This window comes from Micromonospora sp. NPDC049274, assembly GCF_040678875.1.
Taxonomy (GTDB): Bacteria; Actinomycetota; Actinomycetes; order Mycobacteriales; family Micromonosporaceae; genus Micromonospora.
Genome location: NZ_JBFAQS010000013.1, coordinates 100,937 through 123,660, shown reverse-complemented (window position 1 = coordinate 123,660; position 22,724 = coordinate 100,937). Strand labels below are relative to the sequence as shown.

Sequence of the window (22,724 nt, the reverse complement as noted above, 5' to 3'; positions counted from 1 at the left end):
GGCCCGGAGGAAAGCCCTGAACGGGGATGAATCAGGGGCCGGACGTGCATGATCGCGGGCCGTGGCGGGCGGGGTCGTACGATCGCAGCCATGAGCGGGCACGTGACGGGGGCGACTGCGGCGCTTGCCGACAGTCTGCCGGGCTGGGTGACACTGCTGCGCGCGCCGAACCCCGGCCCGATGACCCTCGACGGCACCAACACCTGGCTGCTGCGCGCGGCACCGGGTGAACCGGCAGTTGTCGTCGACCCCGGACCGGCCGACGAGGGGCACCTGGCGGCGATCGCCGCACACGGCCCGATCGGGCTGATCCTGATCACGCACGGCCACGCCGATCACACCGAGGGTGCCGCCCGGCTCAGCGAGATGCTCGGCGGGACGCACGTCCTCGCCGTCGACCCGGCGCACGCCATCGGGGGCACGCCCCTGACCGATGGGCACCTGGGCGGCTTCGGCCTGGACATCCGACTGCTGGACACCCCGGGGCACACCGCCGACTCGGTCTGCTTCCTGGTGGAGCACGACGACGAGCGGGTGGTGCTCACCGGTGACACCATCCTCGGCCGTGGCACCACTGTGGTGGCCCACCCCGACGGGCACCTCGGCGACTACCTGAGCAGCCTGGAGCTGCTGTCCGCGTACACCGGGATTGCGGCGCTGCCCGGGCACGGCCCGGCGCTTGCCGACTGCGCCGCGGCCGCCACCTTCTACCTCGCGCACCGCCGGGCCCGGCTCGACCAGGTGCGGGCGGCGGTGGACGCCGGGGCGCGGACGCCCGCGGACGTGGTCGCGGCGGTCTACGCGGACGTGGACCGGTCGCTCTGGTGGGCGGCGGAATGGTCGGTCCGTGCCCAGTTGGAGTATCTGGGCGTCGACACCGGGGAATCTGCGCCGGGGGTCAGTGGGTTGGAGCACATGTGACCTGCCCGGTGTGCGGAACAGTCGCTGTCCCCGGCGCACGGTTCTGCCACAACTGCGGTGCCGCGCTGCCGGCAGCCGCCACGTTGCCGGCGGCCGAGCGCCGGGTCGTCACAGTGCTCTTCGGTGACCTCTCCGAATTCACCTCCTGGTCGGAGGACCTCGACCCGGAACGGGTCGGCGCGGTCACCGACCGGGTGCTCGCGGCCCTGGCCGGCGCGGTGAAGACCTTCGGCGGGCACGTCGACAAGCTGACCGGTGACGGCATCATGGCGGTCTTCGGGGCGCCGGTGGCGCACGAGGACGACGCCGAACGGGCCGTCCGGGCCGCCCTGTCCATGCAGCGGGCCGTCCGCCGGGTGCTCGACGACGAGCGGGGCGGCGGCGCGCCGCTCGGTCTGCGGGTCGGGTTGAACACCGGCGACGTCATCGCGGGCATCCAGGCCGCGATCGAATACACGGTCATCGGCGACACGGTGAACACCGCCGCCCGACTGGCCGACGCCGCCGCGGTCGGCGCGGTCTACGCCGGCGGGCGGACCGCCGCGGCGACCCGACACGTCGCCTCCTGGCGGGCGCTGCGCCCGCTGCGACTCAAGGGCAAGCGTGAGCCGGTCGAGGCGTACGAGCTGCTGGGTCTGCTGGACGCGCCGGGCACCCGGTCGGGTCTCGGCGACGAGGCGCCCTACGTAGGCCGGGAAACCGAGATCGGCCGGGTCGCCGGCCGACTCGCCGAGGTGATCGACCAGGGTGACCCGCGGGTGCTGCTGATGACCGCCGAGGCGGGCATCGGCAAGTCCCGGTTCGCCGCCGAGGTCGAGCGCCTCGCCGCCGGGTACGACGTGGGCGCCGGCCGGTACGCGGCGCACACCGGCGCGCGGGTGCTCTCGGTGCGCTGCGCCGCCTTCGGTGAGCGGCGCCGGCTCGCGCCGCTGGCCGACCTGGTCCGTGCCGCGGTCGGTCTGCCCAGTGACGCGGCCACCGCGCTGACCCGGCCGGCCGTCGAGGAGCGGCTGCGCCGCCTCGGTCAGCGGCTCGCCCGATCCGGCGGCGACACGCCCCCGATCGTCACCGACCAACTGCTCGCCCTGCTCGGCTACGCCGAACTGCCGGTGCACGGCGGCACCGACAACGGCGAGTGGGGCTCGGCCGCCTCGCCCGCCGACGCCGAGGCGGTGCCGAACGCCGTTGCCGACCTGCTCAGCGGCCTCGCCTCGGAGGCGCCGCTGGTGATCGTTGTGGACGACCTGCACGACGCCACCCCCGAGACCATCAGCGCTCTCGGGCTGACCCTGTCCCGACTGACCGGCCCGGTGCTGGTCCTGCTGCTCGGCCGCCCCGAGCTCGTCCGTACCGCCGGCGCGCTGACCCGCGTCGCCGACGCCGAGGTGCACTCCCTGCCGCCGCTGCGGGGCGCCGACGCCGCCCGGCTGCTCACCAGCTACCTCGGCGGCGGGAAGCTGCCGCCGGCCGACGCGGACCGGCTGCTCGCCACCGCTCAGGGCAACCCGTTCTACCTCGCCGAGCTGGTCACCCTGCTGATCGAGCGCGGAGCGCTGACCGCCGAGCGGCAGGCGTCCGTCGACCGTGACCAGAGCGCGTCGGCCGGCTGGCGCCTCGTGCCCGGTTCCCTGGGCAGCCGGCTGCTCTCCCGGGACCTCGCGGCCGTCCTCGCCGCCCGGATCGACGCGCTGCCACCGGACGCCCGTTCCGTCCTGCGGGACGCGGCGGTGGTCGGTGACACCGTACCGACAGGCGCGCTGGAAGCGCTGCGGGAGCAGCGGGCCGGCCGCGACGGGAGGCCCTCGGCGGTTGTCGCCGTGGAGTTCGACAGGGCCGTCGAGGAGCTGCTGCAACGCCGCATGCTGCACCGCAGCCGTGCCGGTTACGCGTTCGCCACCCCGCTCATGCGGGAAGCCGCGTACGCCGGGGTGAGCAAGGCGGAGCTGGCCGAGCGGCACGCCGCGCTGGCCCGCTGGGCGGCACCCGTCGACGGTGCCACGACCGGCGGGGTGGGCGGGTTCACCGAGGAGGCCCGCGACGACTTCGTCGCCATGCACGTCCAGCGGGCGGCCACGCTCGCCGACGCGGTGAAACTGCGACCTGACGCGCCGGCTCGCGCCGTGGTCCCGCTCGGGATCGCCGCGCTCGGCCGGGCCGCCCGCCGGTCGCTGTCCGCCGGGGAGCCCACGCTCGCCATCGAGTACGCCGAACGCGCCAGCGAACTGGCCCGCGACGGGATACCGGCGATCGACCGGGTGGTACACGCCCGTGCGCTGCTGCAGATCGGTCGGGTCGTCGACGCGCTCGCCTTCGCCGAGAAGATCGCCGCGAACGCCGGGGACGACACCACCCGGGCCAGCGCCCTGCTGCTCGCCGGGCAGGCCCAGCAGACCCTCGGTGACCAGGGTCGGGCGGAGGCCGCCTGGCAGGAGGCGCTGCAGGTGGCCAAGGCCGGTGGCCTGCCCACGCTGCGCGCGTCCGCCATGCGCAGGCTCGGCATGGGCGACTTCGTGGCCGGTCGGCTCAGCCAGGCGAGCAGCCGGTTGGCCGCCGCGTACCAGGTCAGCCTCGCCGCGCAGGATCGGCGTGGGCAGGCCTGGTCGCTGCAGAACCTGGCCTGGGTGACCACCACCCGGGGCGATTTCGCCGGCACGGATGCGGTACTCGGCCGGGCCGCCCGGCTCTTCGCCGAATTGAAGGATCCGTACGGGCGGGCCTGGCTGCGGGGCACCACCGCCTTCGCCCGGCTGCTCGCCGGCCGGCTGCGCGAGGCGTGCCGGATGGCGCAGGTCTTCCTGCCCTTCGGCGAGCGGGTCGGCGAAGCGTGGGCGGTGGGCACGCTGCGCGCGGTCGCGGCGTTCGCCACCGCCGAGCTGGGCGAGCTGGCCGAGGCGGACCGGGAGGCCCGCCGGGCGTACCGCGAGTTCGCCGCCGCGTCCGACGACTGGGGGCGCGGGTTCGCGCTTGTCGTCCGGGCCGTCGTGGCGCGTGGGCTGGGCGAGCCGGAGCACGCGGCCGATCTGCTCACCGACGCCCTGGTGTACGCCGAGCAGACCTCGCACCCGCTGCTCACCGGAATGGCCGGCACGCTGCGCGGCTTCGTGGCGCTGGACATGGGCGACCACGAGACCGCCGAGCGGGCCGCCCGAGCGGTGCTGACGACTGTCGAACCGCACAACCCGCAGGCGCCTGCGCAGGTAGCGCCCCGGGTGCTGCTGGCCACCGCCCGGCTGGCCGCCGGTGACCCGGCGACAGCGGTCGGGCTGCTGGCCCCGGTGGCGACGGCCGCCGCCACCGCGCCCTCCCTGCTCTTCTCCCGCCGCCAGACCATGGCCCGGTACGCGTCGGCGCTGCTCGCTCACGGGCAGCGGGAGCAGGCGCTGGACTGGGCGCGACGGGCGGTGACCGCGCCCGCCGAGGACGTGCGCAGTCAGGTGATCGCGGCGAGCGTGCTGGCCGAGGCGCTGGCGGCCTGCGGCCATACGGTCGAGGCCCGCTCCTGCGCCGACGAGGCGGTCCGCCTCGCGTACGCCACCGAACAACGCAGCGAACGAGCAGCAGCCAAGGCTCTCCAATCTCGCCTGACCACCCCCTGAACCCCGCCCCCCTCCCCGACCCCCTGGGCCCCCCGGCCCTCTGGGTCTGTTGATCATGAAGTTATTGCGCCGACACGCCGGTGTCGGTGGCAATAACTTCATGATCAACGCGGTGGGGCTAGGGGTGGGGGTGGGCGGTTTTGGCGGTTCTGGGGATGTGGTGGTCGGGGTGAGGGGCTAGCGTGTCACCACCGCGCGGTGGTCCACAGTGGTGACCGTCGCCGTGCCTGGGGAGGCCATCATGAAGCTGCCGCGTTCCGTCGCGGGCTGGACCGTCGCGGTCTTCGGCGTACTGGCGCTGGTGATGGGCGCGGTCGGCTTGCTCTGGCCGGAGGCGCAGCTCCGCCTGCTCGGGTTCGAGGTGCCGGCCACGCGTGGCGCCGGTGACTACACCGGCACGTTCCTGCTGGCGTCGTCGATGGCGTCGTTCAACATGGGCGTCTACTACCTGCTCGCCACGGTCACCGAGTGGCGGGTGTTCTACCGGTTCACGGTGGTCTTCCGGCTGGTCACCTTCACCGTGTTCAGCATCGCCGTGCTGGCCGACATCGCTCCCGACCGGTTCTTCGGGGTGGCCGCCTGGGAAGGGCTGGGCGCACTCGCCACCGCGATCGGCCTGCGCGCGGACACCCGCCGGGGCGCACCGGCCGACGCGGTGCGCTGAGCCGCCGGCCGGGTTGGGTATTTTCGAGCGGTGACCGACACCCCGACCGGCGGCTTGCCGGTGCCGATCGTGCCCGGTCTGACCGATTTGCGGGTATTTGCCCGTGGCGGTTACGCCACCGTCTACCAAGCGACCCAGATCTCGGTCGGTCGAGAGGTGGCCGTCAAGGTCGAGAACCGCACGCTGGACAGCGAGCGCGACCAGGCCCGGTTCCTGCGCGAGGCGCGGGCTGCCGGGCGGATGTCGTCGCACCCGCACGTGGTGGACCTCTTCGACGTCGGTGTCACAGTCGACCAGCACCCCTATCTGATCATGGAGCTCTGTGACGGGTCGTACGCCGAGCGGATGCGCAGCTCGCCGCTCGGCCCGGTGGAGGCCCGCGACCTCGGCATCAAGATCGCGGACGCGTTGGCGCACTCGCACGGGGCCGGAGTGCTGCACCGGGACGTGAAGCCCGCGAACATCCTCTACTCGCACTTCAACTCGGCGGTGCTTGCCGACTTCGGGCTGGCCGTGCTGGCCGAGGCGCGGGACGCCTCGGTCACCCTGGAGGTGCTCACCCCGGCGTACGCGCCGCCAGAGATGTTCAGCCACAGCCCGCCGTCGCCGGCCGTCGACGTGTACGCGCTCTGCGCCACCCTCTACGCGGTGATGCACGGCCGGCCGCCCCGCTGGCAGTCCGAGCGCAACCCCAGCCTGGTGACCGTGCTGGAGATGTTCAACCAGCCGATTCCCGGCCTGCCGGGCGTACCGGACGAGCTGATCGACGTGCTGCGCCTCGGCATGACAAACGACCCGGCCGAGCGGCCCTCCGCCCTCGAACTGCACGACCTGCTCGCCAACCTGCCGTTCGGCTCGCCGTCCGCCCCGGTGAGCGGTGTGCCGACGAGCGGCGCCCCGACGAGCGGCGCCCCGAGCCGGTCCGGCCTGTACGGGACCGGCCAGCCGGGCCCTCGTCCCCCGGTCGAGGACACCCGCCCCAGCGTTCCCGGCGGCCGGCGCTGGCGGCGGCGCTGGTTCCTCGGCGGTGCCGGAGTGCTGGCGCTCGCCGCGTCGGCCACCACCGGCGCCTGGCTGGCGAGCAGTGGCCCACCTCCAGACCCGTCCCCCTCCGTCAGCCAGGTCGCGGCGACCGGGCCGCTACCCGGCTGTACGACAGACGCCGGCACGCCGACCGAACTGCCGAGCGGTGCCCGTTGCCTGCCCGAGCTGGAGTGCTTCGGTCCGGTACGCATCCGCGGCGCCCGCGCCGAGGCGACCCGGGTTCCCTGCGACGGCCGGCACACCTGGGAGACGTACGCCGAGGGCATCCTGCCCGTGCCGCTCGTCGGCGCGAACTACGACGATGTGGTCGCCGCCGAGTCGGTGCGGCAGGTGTGCAGCACCATGACGTTCCGACTGACCACGGAGATCACCGAGCCGGTCGGCTGGCACCTGGAGGTGTTGCCACCGGTGGACGGCAACGTCGACCGGGTCTACCGGTGCCTGGCGGGGCGGGGCGTCGACGCGCTCACCGCGCCCACTCTCACCGGTCGCTGAGCCCGCCGCGCGACCGGCCCCGGTCACGCACCCCACGCAACGCGTCCCGGCTGTCCAGGGCGTCGAGCGTGTCCGCGTCGATCCCGTACGGCATCAGGTCCGGCGGGGCGGTGGCGTGCGGTTGGTCCACCGGCTCCGGTTCGGCACGCTGGCGGGCGGCGGACAGGGCGACCGCGGCGACCATGGCCAGCAGCACGCAGAGCAGGGCGAGAACCACACCGAGAAGGTCCTGCCGGCGCAGAACGACAAGCAGGGCCAGCAGCGCGACGGCTCCCGGCGCGGCGACCGCCGCCACCATCCGTGCATCGATCCTGGACAGTCGACTCACCCTTCCAGCATGTCGTGGCCGGGTCCGCTGTCAACCGGAGAGGCGATCCGCCGCGCCGATCGGCGTTGATCGAACGGGCCAGCCCACCTGACCGGCGGGCGCGCACACGCAGTGGACCGTACTCGCTACTCTCGGTGTTCCGCAGACTGCTCCTCAGCGAGGTCGCCATGAACGTACGCAGTTCCCAGTCCCGGCTCCGCGCGGTCGCGACGACGCTGGCGGTCGCGCTGACCCTCACCCTGGCCGCCGCTGCCGGCTGTGACAGTCGCAAGGAACCGGACCGGCAGTCGGTGCAGGAGAAGATGCGCGAGTCGCACATCTACGGGCAGTCGAAGCTGCGCATCGGCGTCGCCACCGACGAGCCGTTGATGGGTGACCTCCGCAACGGCCAGCACGTCGGCTTCGACGTCGAGATCGGCCGGTACATCGCCGCTTCCCTCGGCTACGAGGGCGAGCAGCAGTTGGAGTTCGTGTCGGCGTCCACCGAGGACCGGATCCCGTACCTACAGGGCGGCACTGTGGACCTGGTGGTGTCCAGCTTCTCGATGACCGAGGAGCGCAAGAAGCTGGTCAGCTTCGCCGGGCCGTACTTCGTCACCACGCAGGAGGTGATGGTGCCGGTCCGGCTGAAGGACAAGATCCGCACCCTGGAAGACCTGCGCGACCCGAAGTACAAGGTCTGCACCAGCGGCGGCTCCACCACTGAGGGTGAGCTGGAGAAGCGCCAGGTCAAGGCGCTGGTGGTGAAGAACGTCTGGGACTGCGTGGCCGGCATCCGGGCCGGCCGGTACGACGCTGTCAGCTCGGACGAGACGATTCTCGCGGGCTTCCTGGCCACGTACCCCAAGGAGTTCGAGATCGTCGACCTGCCCTTCGGCACGAGCGAGCTGTTGGGGATCGGCGTGCCGATCGGCGATCCGGCGCTGCGCGACCTGGTCGCCTACTTCCTGCAGAAGAGCTACCAGCAGGGCCGCGACGGGCAGGCCAGCCCGTGGCTGACGGCGTACAACCGGACCCTGGGCCCGTGGCTGCGCGTCGAGAAGAACCAGCCCCAGCCGCTGGAGGTGCCGAAGCTTGTCGACTTCGACGACAAGGCGCCCCGGCGGTGAGCACGGTGCCAACCGGCACCGGTGACGCGAGCGCCCACGGCGTGGTCCCGCCGCCCCGGGCGTCCGTGCCGACCGACCATGTCGAGGTGGACGCCGCCGGATGGCCCACCGGGGTGCCGCGGGCCGAACCCGCCGGGCCGGTCGCCGATGTCGAGCAGGTGCCGGTGCGATGGGACCCGGCCGAGCGGCGGGCACGGGCCAGCCAGTCGTTCTGGACGGCGGTCGTGGGCGTGCCGGCGATCTTCTCGGTGCTGCGACTCGGCGTGGAGGCCGGCGGGGAACTCCAGACCACGCTGCTGCTGGTCGCCAACGTCGGGCCGGTCAACCTGCTCGCCGGGTTCCTGACCACCGCGGCCCGGCTGCTCTCCACCGGGCTGGTCGCCGTCTTCGCGCTCGGCGCGGTGCTTGCCGTGAGCGTGGACAGGTTGCCGCCAGGCACTCTTCGTCGCCCGCTGTTCGCCCGTTGGGCTGACCTCACCCCGGCCTGGGTTGTGGTGGCGAGCTTCCTGCTGGCCCTGCTCACCTGGCCGCTGCTCTATCTGCCGCTGCTGTTGCCGGCGTTCGCGGCGGCGTTCCAGCTCCGTCCGGACCGGCTGCACGAGTGGGTCGTACCCCGTCTGTTGGTGATCGCCGCGCTGCTCGCCGCGTACGGCTGGTTCCTGCTGCCCACCCTGCGCGACGCTGCCGGGCAGGGCGAGCTCCTGGTCCTGGCGCTCCTCGTCGTGCCGCCGGTGTTGGCGCTCTTCATCGCCGGGCCGCTGCCCGACGTGGTGATCCGCCCGCTGGCGTCGCTGACCGAGGTGGCGGTGCTGGCCATGCTGGTCTGGGCCGCGGTGCCGGTGATCAGCACACCGGTGCTGCCGCTGACCGTCACGACTGTGGGCGCCGAGACCGGCCCGACCGAGGACGTACGCGGGCACGTGGTGACCACCGACGACGTCAACATGGTGATCCTGCAGGAACGGGGTGGAGTCCGGTACGTGCCCGTCGACCTCGTCCGCGCGCAGGTGCTCTGCCCGACCGAGGAGGAGCTGCCCCGGCACCGGCTGCGGATCCACGACTTCCACATCGAGGACTCGCTGCTGGAGGGCATGGGCCGCCGCGTACGCCCGGTGCACCGCATCGACGCCGCCTGCCGCGCCCCCGGCTGAGCTCGCGAGGGCTGGCCGGGCCCGCAGCGGGCGTAGGAGGCAACGGACCGCGGGTGATCGACACCGGGTTCCATGAAGTCGGGGCATCGATGGGCCTTGGACACCCCGGAATCAAGAAACCGGTGTCGATCACCGGCCGGGCGGACCGGGCCGGCCCGCTCAGTAGGACTTGTCCTGGCCGAGGACGTGCTGGGCGACGAAGTTGAGGATCATCTCCCGGCTGACCGGGGCGATCCGGCCGGCCCGGACCGCACCGAGCAGGGTGGCCACCCCGTACTCGGTGGTCATGCCCGCCCCGCCGAGGGCCTGCACGGCGGTGTCCACGGCGAGCGCGGCGGCCTCGCCGGCCGCGTACTTGGCCATGTTGCCGGCCACCCCGGCCTCCAGGTCACGGCCGGCGTCGTACAGGGTGGCCGCCTTCTGGATCATGAGGCGGGCCAGCTCCACCTGCACCGCCGCGTGGGCCAGGGGATGCGACACACCCTGGTGCGAGCCGATGCTGCGGCCACCCCAGACCTTGCGGGTGGCGGTGTACTCGCTGGCCCGTTCGATGGCGTACCGGCCGGTGCCCGCGCCCATCGCTGCCACCGTGATCCGCTCCGGGTTGAGCCCGGCGAAGAGCGCCGGCAGACCGGCGTCCAGGGACTCACCGAGCAGCGCGTCGGCGGGCACCCGCACGTCGTCGAGGTAGAGCAGGAACTGGTTCTCCGGGGAGACGATCTCCATGTCCAGCTTGGACCGGGTCAGGCCCGCCGCGTCGGTAGGCACCAGGAACAGCGCCGGCTTGAGTTTCTGCGGAGCCGCATCCGCTGAACCGGCTGGACCGTCGTCCACGGCGACACGCGCCACCACCAGCACGTGTCCGGCCTCGTCGACCCCTGAGATGTAGCACTTGCGGCCGTTCAGCAGCCAGTCGTCGCCGTCGCGGCGAGCCACCGTGCCGAGCCGGTGGAAGTTGGAACCGGCCTCCGGCTCGGTGATCGCGAAGACGATCTTCGCCGAGCCGTCCGCGAGACCGGGCAGGTGTCGTTTTCGCTGCTCCTCGGTGCCGTGCCGGGCGAGCACGGTAGCCGCGATGGCGGGGGAGACCACAAGCAGCAGCAGCGGGCAGCCCGCCGCCGCCAGCTCCTCGCAGACGATGGCCAGTTCGGTGATGCCGCCGCCCCCGCCGCCGTACTCGGTGGGGATGTTGACCCCCAGGTAGCCGAGCCGGCCGGCCTCCGCCCACAGCTCGGTGGTGTGCTCACCGGCCTTCGCCTTCTCGACGAAGTAGCCGTGGCCGTACCGACGGCCGAGCGCCCGCACGGCGTCGCGCAGCTGGTCCTGTTCGGGGGTGAGGTCGAAGGTCATCGCGGGTCCTCTTCTTCGATAACGGCCAGCACCGCGCCCGTCCGCACCTGACCACCGGTCGGCACCGGCAGCTCGGTGACCACACCGTCGGTCGGGGCCAGCACCTGATGTTCCAGCTTCATCGCTTCCAGCGTGAGCAGTGGATCGCCGGCCGTGACCCGCTGGCCGACCTGGACGTGCACCCGGGTCACCGCACCGGGCAGCGGCGCGAGCAGCGACCCGGCCGCCACCGCCGCGGTGGGCAGCGGGAGACGCGGCAGCTCGACGAGGCTCGCCGCCCCGTCCGGGCCGTCCACAAAGACCTCCGACCCCACCCGGTGTACGCGAAACGCCTGCCGCACCCCGTCGACGTCGAGCACCACCCGGTCCGGGTTCGCCTCGACCAGCGCCACGGTGGGCGCTGTCGGCCGCTCGGGAGCGCCCTCGGCCGTCGGCGTGCTGGACCAGTCGGCGAGCCGGCCGGTCCGGTCCAGGCGGTAGCGGATCTCGATCTCGTCGCCGTCCGGCCCGACGAAGCGGGTGATCTGGGGAACGGCGGGCACGTTGCGCCAACCGGAGGGGAGCCCGGAGAGCACCGGTGCGGTAGCCCGGCGGTGCGCGGCGCCCGCCAGCGCGGCGGCGAGGGCGGTGGGTGGGACCTGGTCGGCGGGGAGGAGTGGGGTGAATACCTCCGGGTGCCGGTCCAGGAAACCGGTGTCGATCTCCGCCGCCGCGAACTCCGGGCTGCGCAGCACCCGGACCAGCAGATCGCGGTTGGTGGCGACCCCGTGTAACTCGGCCCGAGCCAGGGCACCCGCCAGGGCCCGAGCCGCCTCGGCCCGAGTCGGTGCCACGGCGATCAGCTTGGCGAGCAGTGAGTCGTAGTGCACGCCCACCACCGATCCCGCGACCACGCCGGAGTCGAGTCGCAGGCCCGCCCGCTGGAGCCAACCGAACTCGCGGTCCACCCCCGGCACGCTGAAGCGGTGCAGGGTGCCCGTGGCGGGCCGCCAACCCTGTGCGGGCTCCTCGGCGCACAGCCGTACCTCGATCGCGTAGCCGCGTATGGCCGGGTAGAGGTGATGTGCGGGCAGCGGTGCGCCCTCGGCCACCAGTAGCTGCATCCGGACCAGGTCCAGCCCGGCCGGAGTGACCAGCTCGGTGACGGGATGCTCCACCTGGAGTCGGGTGTTCATCTCGAGGAAGAAGAACTCGCCGGTCGGCGCCAGCAGGAACTCGACAGTGCCGGCCCCCACGTAGTCGACCGCCTGCCCGGCGGCCATGGCCGTCTCGAGCAGCCGGCCATGCAGCCCCGGCGGGAGATCACCCGGAGCCTCCTCGATGATCTTTTGGTGCCGGCGCTGGATCGAGCACTCCCGGACGCCGAGCACCTGCACGGTGCCGTGGGTGTCGCCGAAGATCTGCACCTCGACGTGCCGGCCGCGCTCGACGTACCGCTCGATGAAGACCGTGCCGTCGCCGAACGCGGCAGCCGCCTCGCGGCGCGCGGAGGCGACGGCCTCGGAAAGCCCGGCGGCGTCCCGGACGACCCGCATGCCTCGGCCGCCGCCACCGGCGGACGCCTTCACCAGCACCGGGAAGTCGGTGACCTCGTCGGTGTCGGTCCAGCTCGGCAGCATCGGCACGCCCGCCTCGGCGAGCAGTGCCTTCGCCGCCAGCTTGTCGCCCATCGCGGCGATCACCTTCGCCGGCGGCCCTACCCAGGTGAGGCCGGCGTCGGTCACCGCCGCCGCGAACTCGGCGTTCTCGGCGAGGAAGCCGTAACCCGGGTGGACGGCGTCCGCACCGCTGCGCCGGGCCGCGTCCAGGATCAGCTCGATTCGCAGGTACGTCTCGGCCGGCGTGTCACCCGGCAGCCGGACCGCCTGGTCGGCCTCGGCCACGAACGGCGCGTCGGCGTCCGCGTCGGAGTGCACGGCGACGGTCTGCACGCCCATCGCGCGGCAGGTGGCGAAGACCCGGCGGGCGATCTCCCCACGGTTGGCCACGAGCAGCCTGTTGATCATGGGTGGCCCTCTCTCTACATCCGGAAGACGCCGAAGCCTTCGGCGCCCTTCACCGGTCCGTTGTGGATCGCCGAGAGGCAGAGCCCGAGGACGGTACGGGTGTCCCGGGGGTCGATCACCCCGTCGTCGTAGAGCCGGCCGGAGAGGAAGAGCGCGCCGGACTGCGATTCGATCTGCTGCTCGACCATCATCCGCATCGCCGCGTCGGAGTCCTCGTCGTAATCGCGACCCCGGGCCGCGGCGGCCTGCCGGGCCACGATCGACAGGACCCCCGCCAGCTGCGCCGGGCCCATCACCGCCGACTTGGCGTTCGGCCAGGTGAACAGGAACCTCGGCTCGTACGCCCGGCCGCACATGCCGTAGTTGCCGGCCCCGTACGAGGCGCCCAGGTTGACCGTCAGGTGCGGCACCGTCGAGTTGGACACCGCGTTGATCATCAGGGCGCCGTGCTTGATGATGCCGCGCTGCTCGTACTCGGTCCCGACCATGTAGCCGGTGGTGTTCTGCAAGAAGATCAACGGGGTGTCCGACGCGTTCGCGAGCTGGATGAACTGGGCCGCCTTCTGCGCCTCAGCGCTGAACAGCACCCCCCGCGCGTTGGCCAGCACGCCCACCGGGTATCCGTGCAGCTCACCCCAGCCGGTGACCAGCGCGTCCCCGTACGCCGGCTTGAACTCGTCGAAGTCGCTTCCGTCCAGGATCCGGGCCAGCACCTCCCGGGGGTCGAACGGCACCTTCAGATCGGAGCTGACGATGCCCAGCAGCTCCTCCGGGTCGTACTTCGGCGGCTGCGGCACCGCCGTGCGCGGCGACGGACCCTGCTTGCGCCAGTTCAACCGGCGGACGCACTGCCGGGCCAGCCGGATGCCGTCCCGCTCGTCGACGGCCAGGTAGTCGGCGAGCCCCGACGTGCCGGCGTGCATCGCCGCGCCGCCCAGCGACTCGTCGTCGGTGACCTCGCCTGTCGCCATCTTCACCAGCGGCGGCCCGGCCAGGTAGACCTGCGACCGGTCCCGGATCATGATCACGTGATCGGACATCCCCGGCACGTACGCGCCGCCGGCCGTGGCGTTGCCGAAGACCACGCTGACCGTGGGGATGCCCGCCGCCGAGAGCCGGGTCAGGTCACGGAACACCCGACCACCCGGGATGAAGATCTCCGCCTGGGTCGGCAGGTCCGCCCCGGCCGACTCGACCAGGTTGACCATGGGCAGCCGGTTGGCCAGGGCGATCTCGCCGGCCCGCCGGGTCTTGGCGAGGGACCACGGGTTGACCGCGCCGCCGCGTACCGTCGGGTCATTGGCGACGATCAGACACTCCACGCCCTCGACCACCCCGATGCCGGTGACCACGCTGGCCCCGACCGGGAAGTCCGAGCCGTACGCCGCTACCGGTGACAGCTCCAGGAACGGGCTGTCCGCGTCCACCAGCAGCTCGATCCGCTCCCGGGGGAGCAGCTTGCCGCGCTTGTGGTGCCGGGACACGTACTTCTCGCCGCCGCCCGCGCGCGCCTGGTCCAGCGCGGCGTCCAACTCGGTCAACCGTTCGAGCAGCGCCGCCCGGTTCGCCGCGTACCCGGGCGCGGCTGGGTCGACCGCGCTGTCCAGGATGCTCACCGTGCCTCCTTCGTTCGCGACTGCGGGGCTCGCAAAAGCGGCTCACTCCTCGCGCTCACAGGCCCATGCCCTTCGCGATGATCTCGTTCATGATCTCGGTGGTGCCGCCGCCGATGCCGAGGATCCGCGCATCGCGGTAGTGCCGCTCCACCTCGGCGTCCCGCAGATAGCCGAAGCCGCCATGCAGTTGCAACGCCTGGTCGACGACCTGGTCGCAGGCGGCCACCGCCACGTTCTTGGCCATCGCCACCTCGGTCACCACCGGCTCGCCCGCGGTCACCCGGGTGGCCACCTCGTGCACGTACGACCGGGCCGCCTCGGCGCGGGTGTGCATCTCGGCCAGCCGGTGCCGGACCACCTGCCGGCTGGCCAGCGGACGCCCGAAGGTCTCCCGGTCCCGGCACCAGCGCACCGCCAGCTCGACGCAGCGCTGCGCGGTCGCGTACGCCTGGGTCGCCAGCGACAGGCGCTCGGCGGCGAAGTGCTGCATGATCGCCAGGAAGCCTGTGTTCTCCGCGCCGATCCGGTTGGCGACAGGCACCCGTACGTCCGCGAAGGACAGCTCGGCAGTGTCCGAGCAGTGCCACCCCAGCTTCTCCAACCGGCGTCCCACCGTGAACCCGGGCGACCCCTTGTCGATGACCAGCAGCGTCAGCTCACCACTGCCGGGGAAGTCGGTACACACCGCGGTGGTCACGAAGTCGGCCCGGTGGCCGCTGGTGATGTACGTCTTCGACCCGTTCACCACGTAGTGGTCGCCGTCGCGGCGGGCGGTGGTGCGGATGCCGGCCACGTCGGAGCCGCCGTCCGGCTCGGTGATCGCCAGCGCGCCGATCATCGTGCCGGCGAGGGTGGGCCGGACGTACCGCTCGACGAGGCCGTCATCGGCGGGCGACCGGGTGCTGCCGAGCCGGCCGCCCAGCGATCCGCCGGTGCGGGCGCCGGCCGCGGCGACCATGTGCGGCAACGCGATGCCGTGCGTGAACAGGGCCGCGACCAGGCCGGACGAGCCGCCGGAGCGGATCACCTCCTCGGTCACGATGATCGAGTCGAGCAGGTCACCGCCGCTACCGCCGACCGACTCGGGAAAACCGATGCCGAGCAGGCCGAGCTTCGCGGCGGTCGCGTGCAGGGCCCGGGGGACCTCGCCGGCGCGTTCCCAGTCGTCCAGGTGCGGCAGCACCTCCCGGGTCACGAAGGACCGGGTCAACTCGCGCAGCTGCCGTCGCTCCGGAGTGTCCACGATGCTCACGCGAGCACCTCCGGTGCCGACCGCGCGCTCCTCGCGCTCACGGCGTCACCTCGGCTGGCAGGTCGACGATCCGGGCGCGCAGCAGCTCACCGAGCGCCTTGGCCTGCGGATCGAACCGGGTGGACGCGGCCACCCCGGCCCCGAGCAGGCCCTCGATCACGAAGTTGACCGCGCGCAGGTTCGGCAGCTCGTAGCGCCGCACCGACAGCGACGCCGTCTCCGGCAACAGCTCGGCCAGCCGCTCGACTGTCAACCAGGCGCGCAGCCACGCGTACCCGGCCTCCGACCGCGCCCAGACACCGAGGTTGGCGTCGCCGCCCTTGTCACCCGAGCGCGCGCCGACCAGTTCGCCGAGCGGACCGCGCCGGGTCGGGCCCTCGACCGCAGCGTCGCCGCCGGGGGCCGTCTCGTCGGCGGGGAGCGGGGCGGTGCGGATCGGCGGGGCGATCGGCACCCGCTCACCGCCGGGCAGCACCGCGACGTGCGCCACCGCGTCCTGCGGCACCGCGTCGGCGGTGAAGACGCCGTACGGTGTCGCGTCGCCCGGGAGGGTGGTCAGCGTGCAGCCCGGGTACGAGGCCAGCGCCAGCTCCACCGCAGCGGCCGAGAACGCCCGCCCGGCCCGCACCCGGTCGCTGTCGCGCAGGTGTACGTGCAGCAGAGCGCTGGCCGCCTCGGTGTCGGCGGCGTCCGGATGGTCGGTGCGCGCCAGGGTGAACTCGAGTCCGTCCTTGCCCACCGCCTCCTCGATCTGCCCGCGCACCAGCGCCGCCTTCGCCTCGATGTCCAGCCCGCACAAAACGAACGTCATCGAGTTCCGGAAGCCCCCGAGATTGTTGACGCCCACCTTCAGCGTCGACGGTGGCGGTGTCCCCCGGACGCCGGAGATCCGGACCCGGTCCGGCCCGTCGGGACGCAGCGTCACCGTGTCCAGCCGAGTCACCACGTCCGGCCCCGGATACGCCGGCCCGCCGATCTCGTAGAGCAGCTGGGCGGTGACGGTCTCCACGGTGACCGCGCCACCGGTACCCGGATGCTTGGTGAGCACGGACGAGCCGTCGGAGTGCACCTCGGCGACCGGGAATCCCGGGCGGTGCCCACCGTCGGGGAGTTCGGTGAAGAAGCTGAAGTTGCCGCCGGTGACCTGCGCGCCGCACTCCAGGAGGTGCCCGGCGACGCTCGCCCCCGCGAGCTCGTCGAGGTCGTCGCGCCCCCACCCGTACCGGGCGATGGCCGGACCGACCACCAGCGACGCGTCGGTGACCCGGCCGGTCACCACCACGTCCGCACCGGCGTCGAGGCAGGCGGCGATCCCGAACGCGCCCAGGTAGGCGTTCGCGGTGAGCGCGTCGGGTCGCTGGAGCGCGTCGCCTTCGACGTACCCCACCCGGGCCGACAGGCCCAGACGGCCGGCGAGCGCCTCGATGGCGGCGGCCAGGCCGGCCGGGTTCAACCCGCCGGCGTTGGTCACGATCCGCACCCCCCGTTCGAGGGCCGTACCCAGACACGTCTCAAGTTGGCGCAGGAACGTCTTCGCGTAGCCGAGATCGGGGTCGCGCAGCCGGTCCCGTCCGAGGATCAGCATGGTCAGCTCGGCCAGGTAGTCACCGGTCAGCACGTCCAGCTCGCCGCCGTCGAGCATCTCCCGCCAGGCGGTGAACCGGTCGCCGTAGAAGCCGGAGGCGTTGCCGATGCGGATCACGCCGGAACTCCGCCCCGGCCGGCAGGTTCGCGCCCGCTGCCCGGCGGGCCGGCGAACGCCTGCGCCACGTCGAGCCACTCGTCGGCGACGGGACCGGTGGCCAGCAGGGCGAGGTCCGCGCGATGCCGGCGGCGGGTGACGAGCAGACAGAAGTCCAGGAGGGGACCGGTCAGGCGATCGGCGGCGTCCGCCGGACCCCAGCTCCACGTCTCCCCGCCGGGTCCGGTCAGCTCGACCCGGACCGGCGCCGTCGGCACCGGCCGGCCGTGGACGGCGAAACCGTGCCCGAGAGTACGCACACCGAGGTGCGCCACGTGCCGGAGGCGATCGGTGGCAGGGCGGACGACACCGAGCGCGTCGGCCACGTCCTCACCGTGCGCCCAGGTTTCCATGATCCGGGCGGTCGCCATCGAGGTGGCCGACATCCGGGTGCCGTACCAGGGCAGCTTCTCCCCGGCCGGGACCGCGACGAGCGCGTCGCTGAGCGCCGCCCGTCCGGCCCGCCAGCGAGCGAGCAGGTCGACGGGCGGGGCGAGGAACGCCTCGGCGCCGGCGTCGACCATCCGGGTCGGGTCCGGTGCGGCCGTCACCGTCGCGTAGAACGCCTCGGCGTCGGTGGCGGCCAGCAGCGCCACGTGATCGGTCCAGGCGAGGTGGGCGATCTGGTGCCCGATGCTCCAGCCCGCCGCCGGTGTCGGGCGGGCCCAGTCGGCCGCCGGCAGCGGCGCCACCAACGCGTCCAGGCCGGCGGACTCGTCGGCCAGATCCCTGAGCAGGTCACTGAGGTCGACCATGGTGCCTCCGATCGGTGCTGGGCCGGTGTGGCCGGGGTCAGGGCGTGAGGAGTGTGGCGAGCTGGCGTTTCCAGGTGCCGAGCAGGGCCGCACGGCGGGCCGAGTCGTCGCTGAGCAGATTGGCCACCCCGAGCCCGCGCAGCAGGTCGAGGGTGGCCTGCACGGCCTCGCGCACGCCGGGACGACGCTCGTCGACACCGAGCAGGGCAACGGTGAGTCGGTGCATCTCCCGGCCGACCGTCGCCTCCAGCGGCACCAGGGCGTCACGAAGCTCCCGGTCGGTGCGGGCGGCCACCCACAGTTCGAGCGCGGCAACGAACAGCGGCCCGGTGAACGCCACCCCGAGCAGGTCGATCACCCGATCCAGCCGCTGCGGGCCGGCCGGCAATGCCTCGGCTTCGGTGCGCAGCTCGTTGGCCCGGCGCTCGGCCAGATGGGCCACGGCGGCCGTCACCAGCGCGGCCTTGGTGGGGTAGTGGTGCAACTGCGCGCCTCGCGAGACACCGGCTCGTGCCGCCACGACTGTGGTCGTGGTGCCGGACCAGCCGTGCTCGATCAGGCAGTCGACTGTCGCCTCCAGCAGACGGGCCTGGGTGGCGCGACTGCGCTCCTGCTGGGGAACACGGGTCGATGCGGCGGACGTCGATGCGGCGGACACGGCAACAGCCTGCGGCCTCCGAAACAAACAGTCAAGACTGACTTTTTATGTCTGGTCCACGATCGTGCCCAGGTCGGGCTGACTCGACTGCCATCCCCGGCCCCTGTAGAGCTGCCCCACGGGTGGGGCGGCGGCGATGCCGTCTGCGCTTTCCTCCTCCACGACCCCTGTAGAAGCTGCCTCCAGGACCGGGGCGGCAGCGGCGGCGCCTCTTCTGCCCCAGATCTGTGGCAGCTCTACAGGCAGCAGGGAGAGGTCCTCCGGCCGCAGCTGGTTGGCCCGGCGCCGGCTCTCGGCAGCCAGCCGAGGCCGTGCCCAACGGCGAGTCCGTGCCCAACGGCGAGTCCGTGCCCGAACGGTGAGGCCGTGCGCAGTGTCGAGGCCGTGCGCTGCGTTGAGGCGCTGAAGGTCAGCGGCCGTCGCGGGGGCCGAAGACGGCGAGGGCGTCGGCGTCGCTGTGCTGGGAGCGCAGGTACTCGTCGGCCCAGGCGGCGGCGTCGGGGTAGGTCGACTCCGCGGTCACCCGGGCGCAGGCCGCGTCCACGTCGAATGCGGTGCGGCGCAGCTGTACGCCCGGCCCGAGCAGCGCCCACCACGCGCCCGCGCCCCCGTACGGCATGCCGATGCTGCCCGGGTTGACCACCAGGCGCCGGTCGACCAGCCGGGTGAAGGGCATGTGGGTGTGGCCGCAGACCACGGTCGCGACCTCGGCCGGCAGTCCCGCGAACACCTCCGCCCAGCGTGCCATCCGGGAGTCGACGAGCACCACCTCCTCGTCGTCGCGGGGCGTCGCGTGGCAGAACAGCGTCGGGCCGAGGCCGTCGATCTCCAACGTCACGGTCGCCGGCAGCGCGGCGAGTCGGGCCACCTGATCGTCGCGGAGTTGCCCGGCCGCCCAGTTCGACACCTCGATCGACGCCGGCTTGCCGGCCCGCGCCTCAACCAGCTCACGTTCGCAGTTGCCGCCCACCCAGCGAACGCGCTCACCCAGCTGGGCGAGCAGATCCAGCACCTCGACCGGCTGCGGGCCCGTCGCGATGTCACCGGTCAGCACGATCAGATCGGCGGCGGCGACGTCCGGCTCGGCCAGAACGGCCTCCAGCGCGGGGAGTACGCCATGGATGTCGGAGAGCACGGCAACGCGGTTCGGCATTGCCCCACCCTCACCCCAGCGGCGTCCACACACCAGCGATTCTGCGCCGGGCAGACGGAAACGCCGGGCAGACGGAAACGCCGGGCAGACGGAAACGCCGGGCAGACGGAAACGTCCCCGCCTGCCGTCGGTGACGGCAGGCGGGGACGGGACGTACCACTCAGACGCGGGCGCGGCGGGCGAGGCGCTCCGGGTCCAGGATGATGATGCTCTTGCCGTCCAGCCGCAGCCAGCCGCGCGACGCGAAGTCGGCCAGCGCCTTGTTGACCGTCTCCCGGGAGGCGCCGACGAGCTGGGCGATCTCCTCCTGCGTGAGGTCGTGGGTCACACGCAGCACGCCGCCGTCGCGCGTGCCGAACCGGCCGGCCATCTGGAGCAGGTTCTTCGCGACCCGGCCCGGCACGTCCGTGAAGATCAGGTCGGCGAGCGAGTCGTTGGTCCGGCGCAGCCGCCGAGCGAGCACCCGGAGCAGCTGTTCGGCGATCTCCGGGCGGTTGTTGAGCCACGGCCGCAGGGCCTGCTTGCGCAGCCGCACCAGCCGGGTGTCGGTCACCGCGGTGGCGGTCGCCGTACGCGGACCCGGGTCGAAGAGCGACAGCTCACCGACCATGTCCGACGGCCCCATCACCGCGATCAGGTTCTGCCGGCCGTCCGCTGCCCGACGGCCGACCTTGATCTTCCCGGACAGCAGGATATAGAGGCTGTCGCCGGGCTCGCCCTCATTGAAGACGATCTCGCCCTTGCGGACCTCGATCGTCTCCATCTCCTTGGCGAGCGCCTCGGCAGCTTCCGGGTCGACACCCTGGAAGATCCCGCTGCGGGCCAGTACCTCATCCATCGCGCACCTCCGGTTGCGCGTGCCGTCCGTCGGCCGGGGCCGCCGTCCGCTGATCCCCTCGCGCGCCGCCAAGTCTAGGCGCACGTGAGCACGAATCAGAGGTCGCCCCTGGAATCTTGATCGGTGGGCGTAACCTGCCCGACGTGCTGAGCGACCCGACTCTGACCAGCCGCGCCGAGAATGGGCGGCGCATCCCGCTGCTCGTCTGGCGGGCCGACGGGCCCCTGCGGGCGGTCAGCAGCGGCCCGCTCGGCGGTGGCGTCGGCGTCCGGCACTGGGTGCTGAATGCGACAGTGTCGATGTCGTACGACCGGGACGACCCCGCCGCCCACCTGACCGCGCTCGCCGCGAGCCTGGCCCTCGACGGGCCCGGGGTGGGCCTGCTGACCGGCGTCGACGTGACCGAGGTGGTCGCCCGGACCGACACCGGGGTGCGGGCCTGGGCGACGGTCGGGCTCGGCACCCCGGTGCCCGCCGCCGCCCCGGAAACGGCGGCGCTCACCCAGCGGGTGGGCACGGTCAACATCGTGGTGTACGTGCCGGCCCGACTCTCCGACTCGGCGCTTGTCAACGCCGTCGCCACCGCCACCGAGGCGAAGACCCAGGCGATCGCCGAGCTGGGGTTGCCGGGCACCGGCACCCCCACCGACGCGGTCACCGTGCTCTGCCCGGTGGACGGGCCGGAGGCCGCGTACGGCGGGCCGCGCTCCACCTGGGGTGCCCCGCTGGCCCGCGCCGTCCACGCCGCGGTGCGCGCGGGCGGCGATCGGCCGGTAGTGCCCTGGTCAGAGCGGCTGGCCGGCTGAACTTCAAGCCGATCGGCTGTCGTCGGGGCGTTTACGGCCCGGTAGGGTCGCGGACGATGTACGCTTCCGCCCCCCTCGCGCCCCGCCCGTTCCGCCGCGTCGCCCTCAGCCTCGCGGCGCTGCTGGCCGCCCTGCTCGTCGCCGGCTGTGCCGACAGCGGGGAGGACCCCGTGTGGCAGCCCGGCGCCGGTGGCGGTGGCACCGGAGCGCCGGTGACCACGTCCGGCCCGAAGGCCAGTGGCGGTGCCTCGGCCTCCGGCGGGGGCGGTGCCATCTCGCTCTCCGCCACCGGCGACATCATCATGGGCAACGCGCCGAGCCGGCTGCCCGCCGCCGGCGGCAAGGGCTTCTTCGACTCGGTCACGCAGGCGCTCAAGGCCGACCTGGTCATGGGCAACCTGGAGGAGCCCCTGACGGTGGACACCGGCACCGGCAAGTGCGGGGCCAACTCCACCCGCTGCTTCCAGTTCCGGGCCCCACCGGAGTACGCCGCGCACCTGCGCGACGCCGGCTTCAAGGTGCTCAACCAGGCCAACAACCACGGCTACGACTACGGGCCGAAGGGCTACACGAACACGCAGAAGGCGCTGGAGAAGTACGACCTGGAGCACACCGGCGCCCCGGACGAGATCACCGTGGTCGACGTCAAGGGTGTCAAGGTCGCCGTGGTGGGTTTCTCGTCGTACGTCTGGTCCAACAGCCTGGTCGACATCGCCGAGGCGAAGACCGTGGTCGCCAAGGCCGCCACCATGGCCGACCTGGTCGTGGTCCAGGTGCACATGGGCGGCGAGGGAGCGGACAAGACCCGGGTGAAGCCCGGCACCGAGATGTTCCTGGGTGAGAACCGGGGCGACCCGGTGAAGTTCTCGCACGCCATGATCGACGCCGGGGCCGACCTGATCGTCGGGCACGGCCCGCACGTGCTGCGGGGGATGGAGTTCTACCGGGGCCGGCTGATCGCGTACAGCCTGGGCAACTTCGCCGGCGGCGGCAACTCGCTGAGCAACACCGGGCGGCTGGGCTGGGGCGGCGTGCTGAAGGTTTCGCTGAAACCCGACGGGAGTTGGGCCGGCGGCGCGTTCACCTCGACGTACATGAACTCCGCCGGCAAGCCGACGATGGACCCGGACGACCGCGGCCTGGGCCTGGTCACCGAACTGAGCCGCGCCGACTTCGCGAAGAGCGGCGCCCGGCTCGACGGGCAGGGAAAGATCACCGCGCCGACGGCTGGTTGACCCGCG

18 protein-coding genes are annotated in these 22,724 nt (G+C 72.9%); 8 read left to right on the top strand and 10 right to left on the bottom strand.

Annotated elements, in window-relative coordinates; all coding sequences use genetic code 11:
• Positions 1-90: 90 nt before the first annotated feature.
• The 4 genes from AB0K10_RS23355 to AB0K10_RS23340 all read left to right on the top strand — a co-directional run bounded on the left by AB0K10_RS23355 (position 91) and on the right by AB0K10_RS23340 (position 6,720).
• Complete coding sequence (locus tag AB0K10_RS23355; RefSeq protein WP_363686663.1) at positions 91-921, top strand: MBL fold metallo-hydrolase; 831 nt, start codon at positions 91-93, stop codon at positions 919-921.
• Positions 918-4,517 (top strand): adenylate/guanylate cyclase domain-containing protein, encoded by a 3,600-nt coding sequence (locus AB0K10_RS23350; protein WP_363686661.1) that lies wholly within the window; start codon positions 918-920, stop codon positions 4,515-4,517. Before AB0K10_RS23355 ends, AB0K10_RS23350 begins: the two co-directional genes overlap by 4 nt.
• A gap of 241 nt (positions 4,518-4,758) precedes the next feature.
• On the top strand, positions 4,759-5,181 hold the full coding sequence (locus tag AB0K10_RS23345; protein WP_363686659.1) for a hypothetical protein: 423 nt from the start codon (positions 4,759-4,761) through the stop codon (positions 5,179-5,181).
• Between the two features lie 30 nt (positions 5,182-5,211).
• Entirely contained in the window at positions 5,212-6,720 is a 1,509-nt protein-coding gene (locus tag AB0K10_RS23340) for a serine/threonine-protein kinase (RefSeq protein ID WP_363686657.1), read from the top strand.
• On the opposite strand, the gene AB0K10_RS23335 is transcribed toward AB0K10_RS23340, so the two are convergent.
• Entirely contained in the window at positions 6,707-7,048 is a 342-nt protein-coding gene (locus tag AB0K10_RS23335) for a hypothetical protein (RefSeq protein WP_363686655.1), read from the bottom strand. The genes AB0K10_RS23340 and AB0K10_RS23335 overlap by 14 nt on opposite strands.
• A gap of 134 nt (positions 7,049-7,182) precedes the next feature.
• On the opposite strand from AB0K10_RS23335, the gene AB0K10_RS23330 reads away from it, so the two are divergent.
• Both AB0K10_RS23330 and AB0K10_RS23325 read left to right on the top strand, forming a co-directional pair.
• Positions 7,183-8,157 (top strand): transporter substrate-binding domain-containing protein, encoded by a 975-nt coding sequence (locus AB0K10_RS23330; RefSeq protein WP_363686653.1) that lies wholly within the window; start codon positions 7,183-7,185, stop codon positions 8,155-8,157.
• Positions 8,154-9,308 carry a hypothetical protein gene (locus tag AB0K10_RS23325; RefSeq protein ID WP_363686651.1) on the top strand — a complete coding sequence of 385 codons (1,155 nt, stop codon included), beginning with the start codon at positions 8,154-8,156 and terminating at the stop codon, positions 9,306-9,308. Before AB0K10_RS23330 ends, AB0K10_RS23325 begins: the two co-directional genes overlap by 4 nt.
• Positions 9,309-9,467: 159 nt before the next feature.
• On the opposite strand, the gene AB0K10_RS23320 is transcribed toward AB0K10_RS23325, so the two are convergent.
• From AB0K10_RS23320 to AB0K10_RS23280, 9 genes are all read right to left on the bottom strand, one after another.
• Positions 9,468-10,658 (bottom strand): acyl-CoA dehydrogenase, encoded by a 1,191-nt coding sequence (locus AB0K10_RS23320; RefSeq protein WP_363686649.1) that lies wholly within the window; start codon positions 10,656-10,658, stop codon positions 9,468-9,470.
• On the bottom strand, positions 10,655-12,664 hold the full coding sequence (locus tag AB0K10_RS23315) for a biotin carboxylase N-terminal domain-containing protein (RefSeq protein ID WP_363686647.1): 2,010 nt from the start codon (positions 12,662-12,664) through the stop codon (positions 10,655-10,657). Before AB0K10_RS23315 ends, AB0K10_RS23320 begins: the two co-directional genes overlap by 4 nt.
• 14 nt (positions 12,665-12,678) lie before the next feature.
• Positions 12,679-14,280, bottom strand: a complete 1,602-nt coding sequence (locus tag AB0K10_RS23310; protein WP_363686645.1) for a carboxyl transferase domain-containing protein — start codon at positions 14,278-14,280, stop codon at positions 12,679-12,681.
• A gap of 55 nt (positions 14,281-14,335) precedes the next feature.
• Complete coding sequence (locus AB0K10_RS23305) at positions 14,336-15,532, bottom strand: acyl-CoA dehydrogenase family protein (protein WP_363686643.1); 1,197 nt, start codon at positions 15,530-15,532, stop codon at positions 14,336-14,338.
• Positions 15,533-15,569: 37 nt separating this feature from the next.
• Complete coding sequence (locus AB0K10_RS23300) at positions 15,570-17,234, bottom strand: acyclic terpene utilization AtuA family protein (protein ID WP_363686641.1); 1,665 nt, start codon at positions 17,232-17,234, stop codon at positions 15,570-15,572.
• On the bottom strand, positions 17,231-18,028 hold the full coding sequence (locus tag AB0K10_RS23295; protein WP_363686639.1) for a TIGR03084 family metal-binding protein: 798 nt from the start codon (positions 18,026-18,028) through the stop codon (positions 17,231-17,233). The genes AB0K10_RS23300 and AB0K10_RS23295 overlap by 4 nt, the downstream gene beginning before the upstream one ends.
• A 37-nt stretch (positions 18,029-18,065) precedes the next feature.
• A complete protein-coding gene (locus AB0K10_RS23290) occupies positions 18,066-18,686 on the bottom strand; it encodes a helix-turn-helix domain-containing protein (RefSeq protein WP_363686637.1) in 621 nt (206 codons plus the stop codon).
• A 409-nt stretch (positions 18,687-19,095) separates the two neighbouring features.
• A complete protein-coding gene (locus tag AB0K10_RS23285; RefSeq protein ID WP_363686635.1) occupies positions 19,096-19,839 on the bottom strand; it encodes a metallophosphoesterase family protein in 744 nt (247 codons plus the stop codon).
• Positions 19,840-19,999: 160 nt separating this feature from the next.
• The gene (locus tag AB0K10_RS23280; RefSeq protein ID WP_007466162.1) at positions 20,000-20,677 is read right to left on the bottom strand and encodes a Crp/Fnr family transcriptional regulator; all 678 of its coding nucleotides are present in this window, start codon (positions 20,675-20,677) and stop codon (positions 20,000-20,002) included.
• Between the two features lie 143 nt (positions 20,678-20,820).
• On the opposite strand from AB0K10_RS23280, the gene AB0K10_RS23275 reads away from it, so the two are divergent.
• Together AB0K10_RS23275 and AB0K10_RS23270 are read left to right on the top strand one after the other, a co-directional pair.
• Positions 20,821-21,483 carry an adenosylcobinamide amidohydrolase gene (locus AB0K10_RS23275; RefSeq protein WP_363686633.1) on the top strand — a complete coding sequence of 221 codons (663 nt, stop codon included), beginning with the start codon at positions 20,821-20,823 and terminating at the stop codon, positions 21,481-21,483.
• A gap of 56 nt (positions 21,484-21,539) precedes the next feature.
• Positions 21,540-22,718, top strand: coding sequence for a CapA family protein (locus tag AB0K10_RS23270; RefSeq protein WP_363686631.1), 1,179 nt, complete (start codon positions 21,540-21,542; stop codon positions 22,716-22,718).
• The last annotated feature ends 6 nt before the right edge of the window (positions 22,719-22,724 follow it).

Coding starts and splice junctions, on each gene's coding strand:
- AB0K10_RS23355 (WP_363686663.1), top strand. CDS start 91: ATGAGCGGGCACGTGACGGGGGCGACTGCGGCGCTTGCCGACAGTCTG.
- AB0K10_RS23345 (WP_363686659.1), top strand. CDS start 4,759: ATGAAGCTGCCGCGTTCCGTCGCGGGCTGGACCGTCGCGGTCTTCGGC.
- AB0K10_RS23320 (WP_363686649.1), bottom strand. CDS start 10,658: ATGACCTTCGACCTCACCCCCGAACAGGACCAGCTGCGCGACGCCGTG.
- AB0K10_RS23315 (WP_363686647.1), bottom strand. CDS start 12,664: ATGATCAACAGGCTGCTCGTGGCCAACCGTGGGGAGATCGCCCGCCGG.
- AB0K10_RS23295 (WP_363686639.1), bottom strand. CDS start 18,028: ATGGTCGACCTCAGTGACCTGCTCAGGGATCTGGCCGACGAGTCCGCC.
- AB0K10_RS23285 (WP_363686635.1), bottom strand. CDS start 19,839: ATGCCGAACCGCGTTGCCGTGCTCTCCGACATCCATGGCGTACTCCCC.
- AB0K10_RS23280 (WP_007466162.1), bottom strand. CDS start 20,677: ATGGATGAGGTACTGGCCCGCAGCGGGATCTTCCAGGGTGTCGACCCG.
- AB0K10_RS23270 (WP_363686631.1), top strand. CDS start 21,540: ATGTACGCTTCCGCCCCCCTCGCGCCCCGCCCGTTCCGCCGCGTCGCC.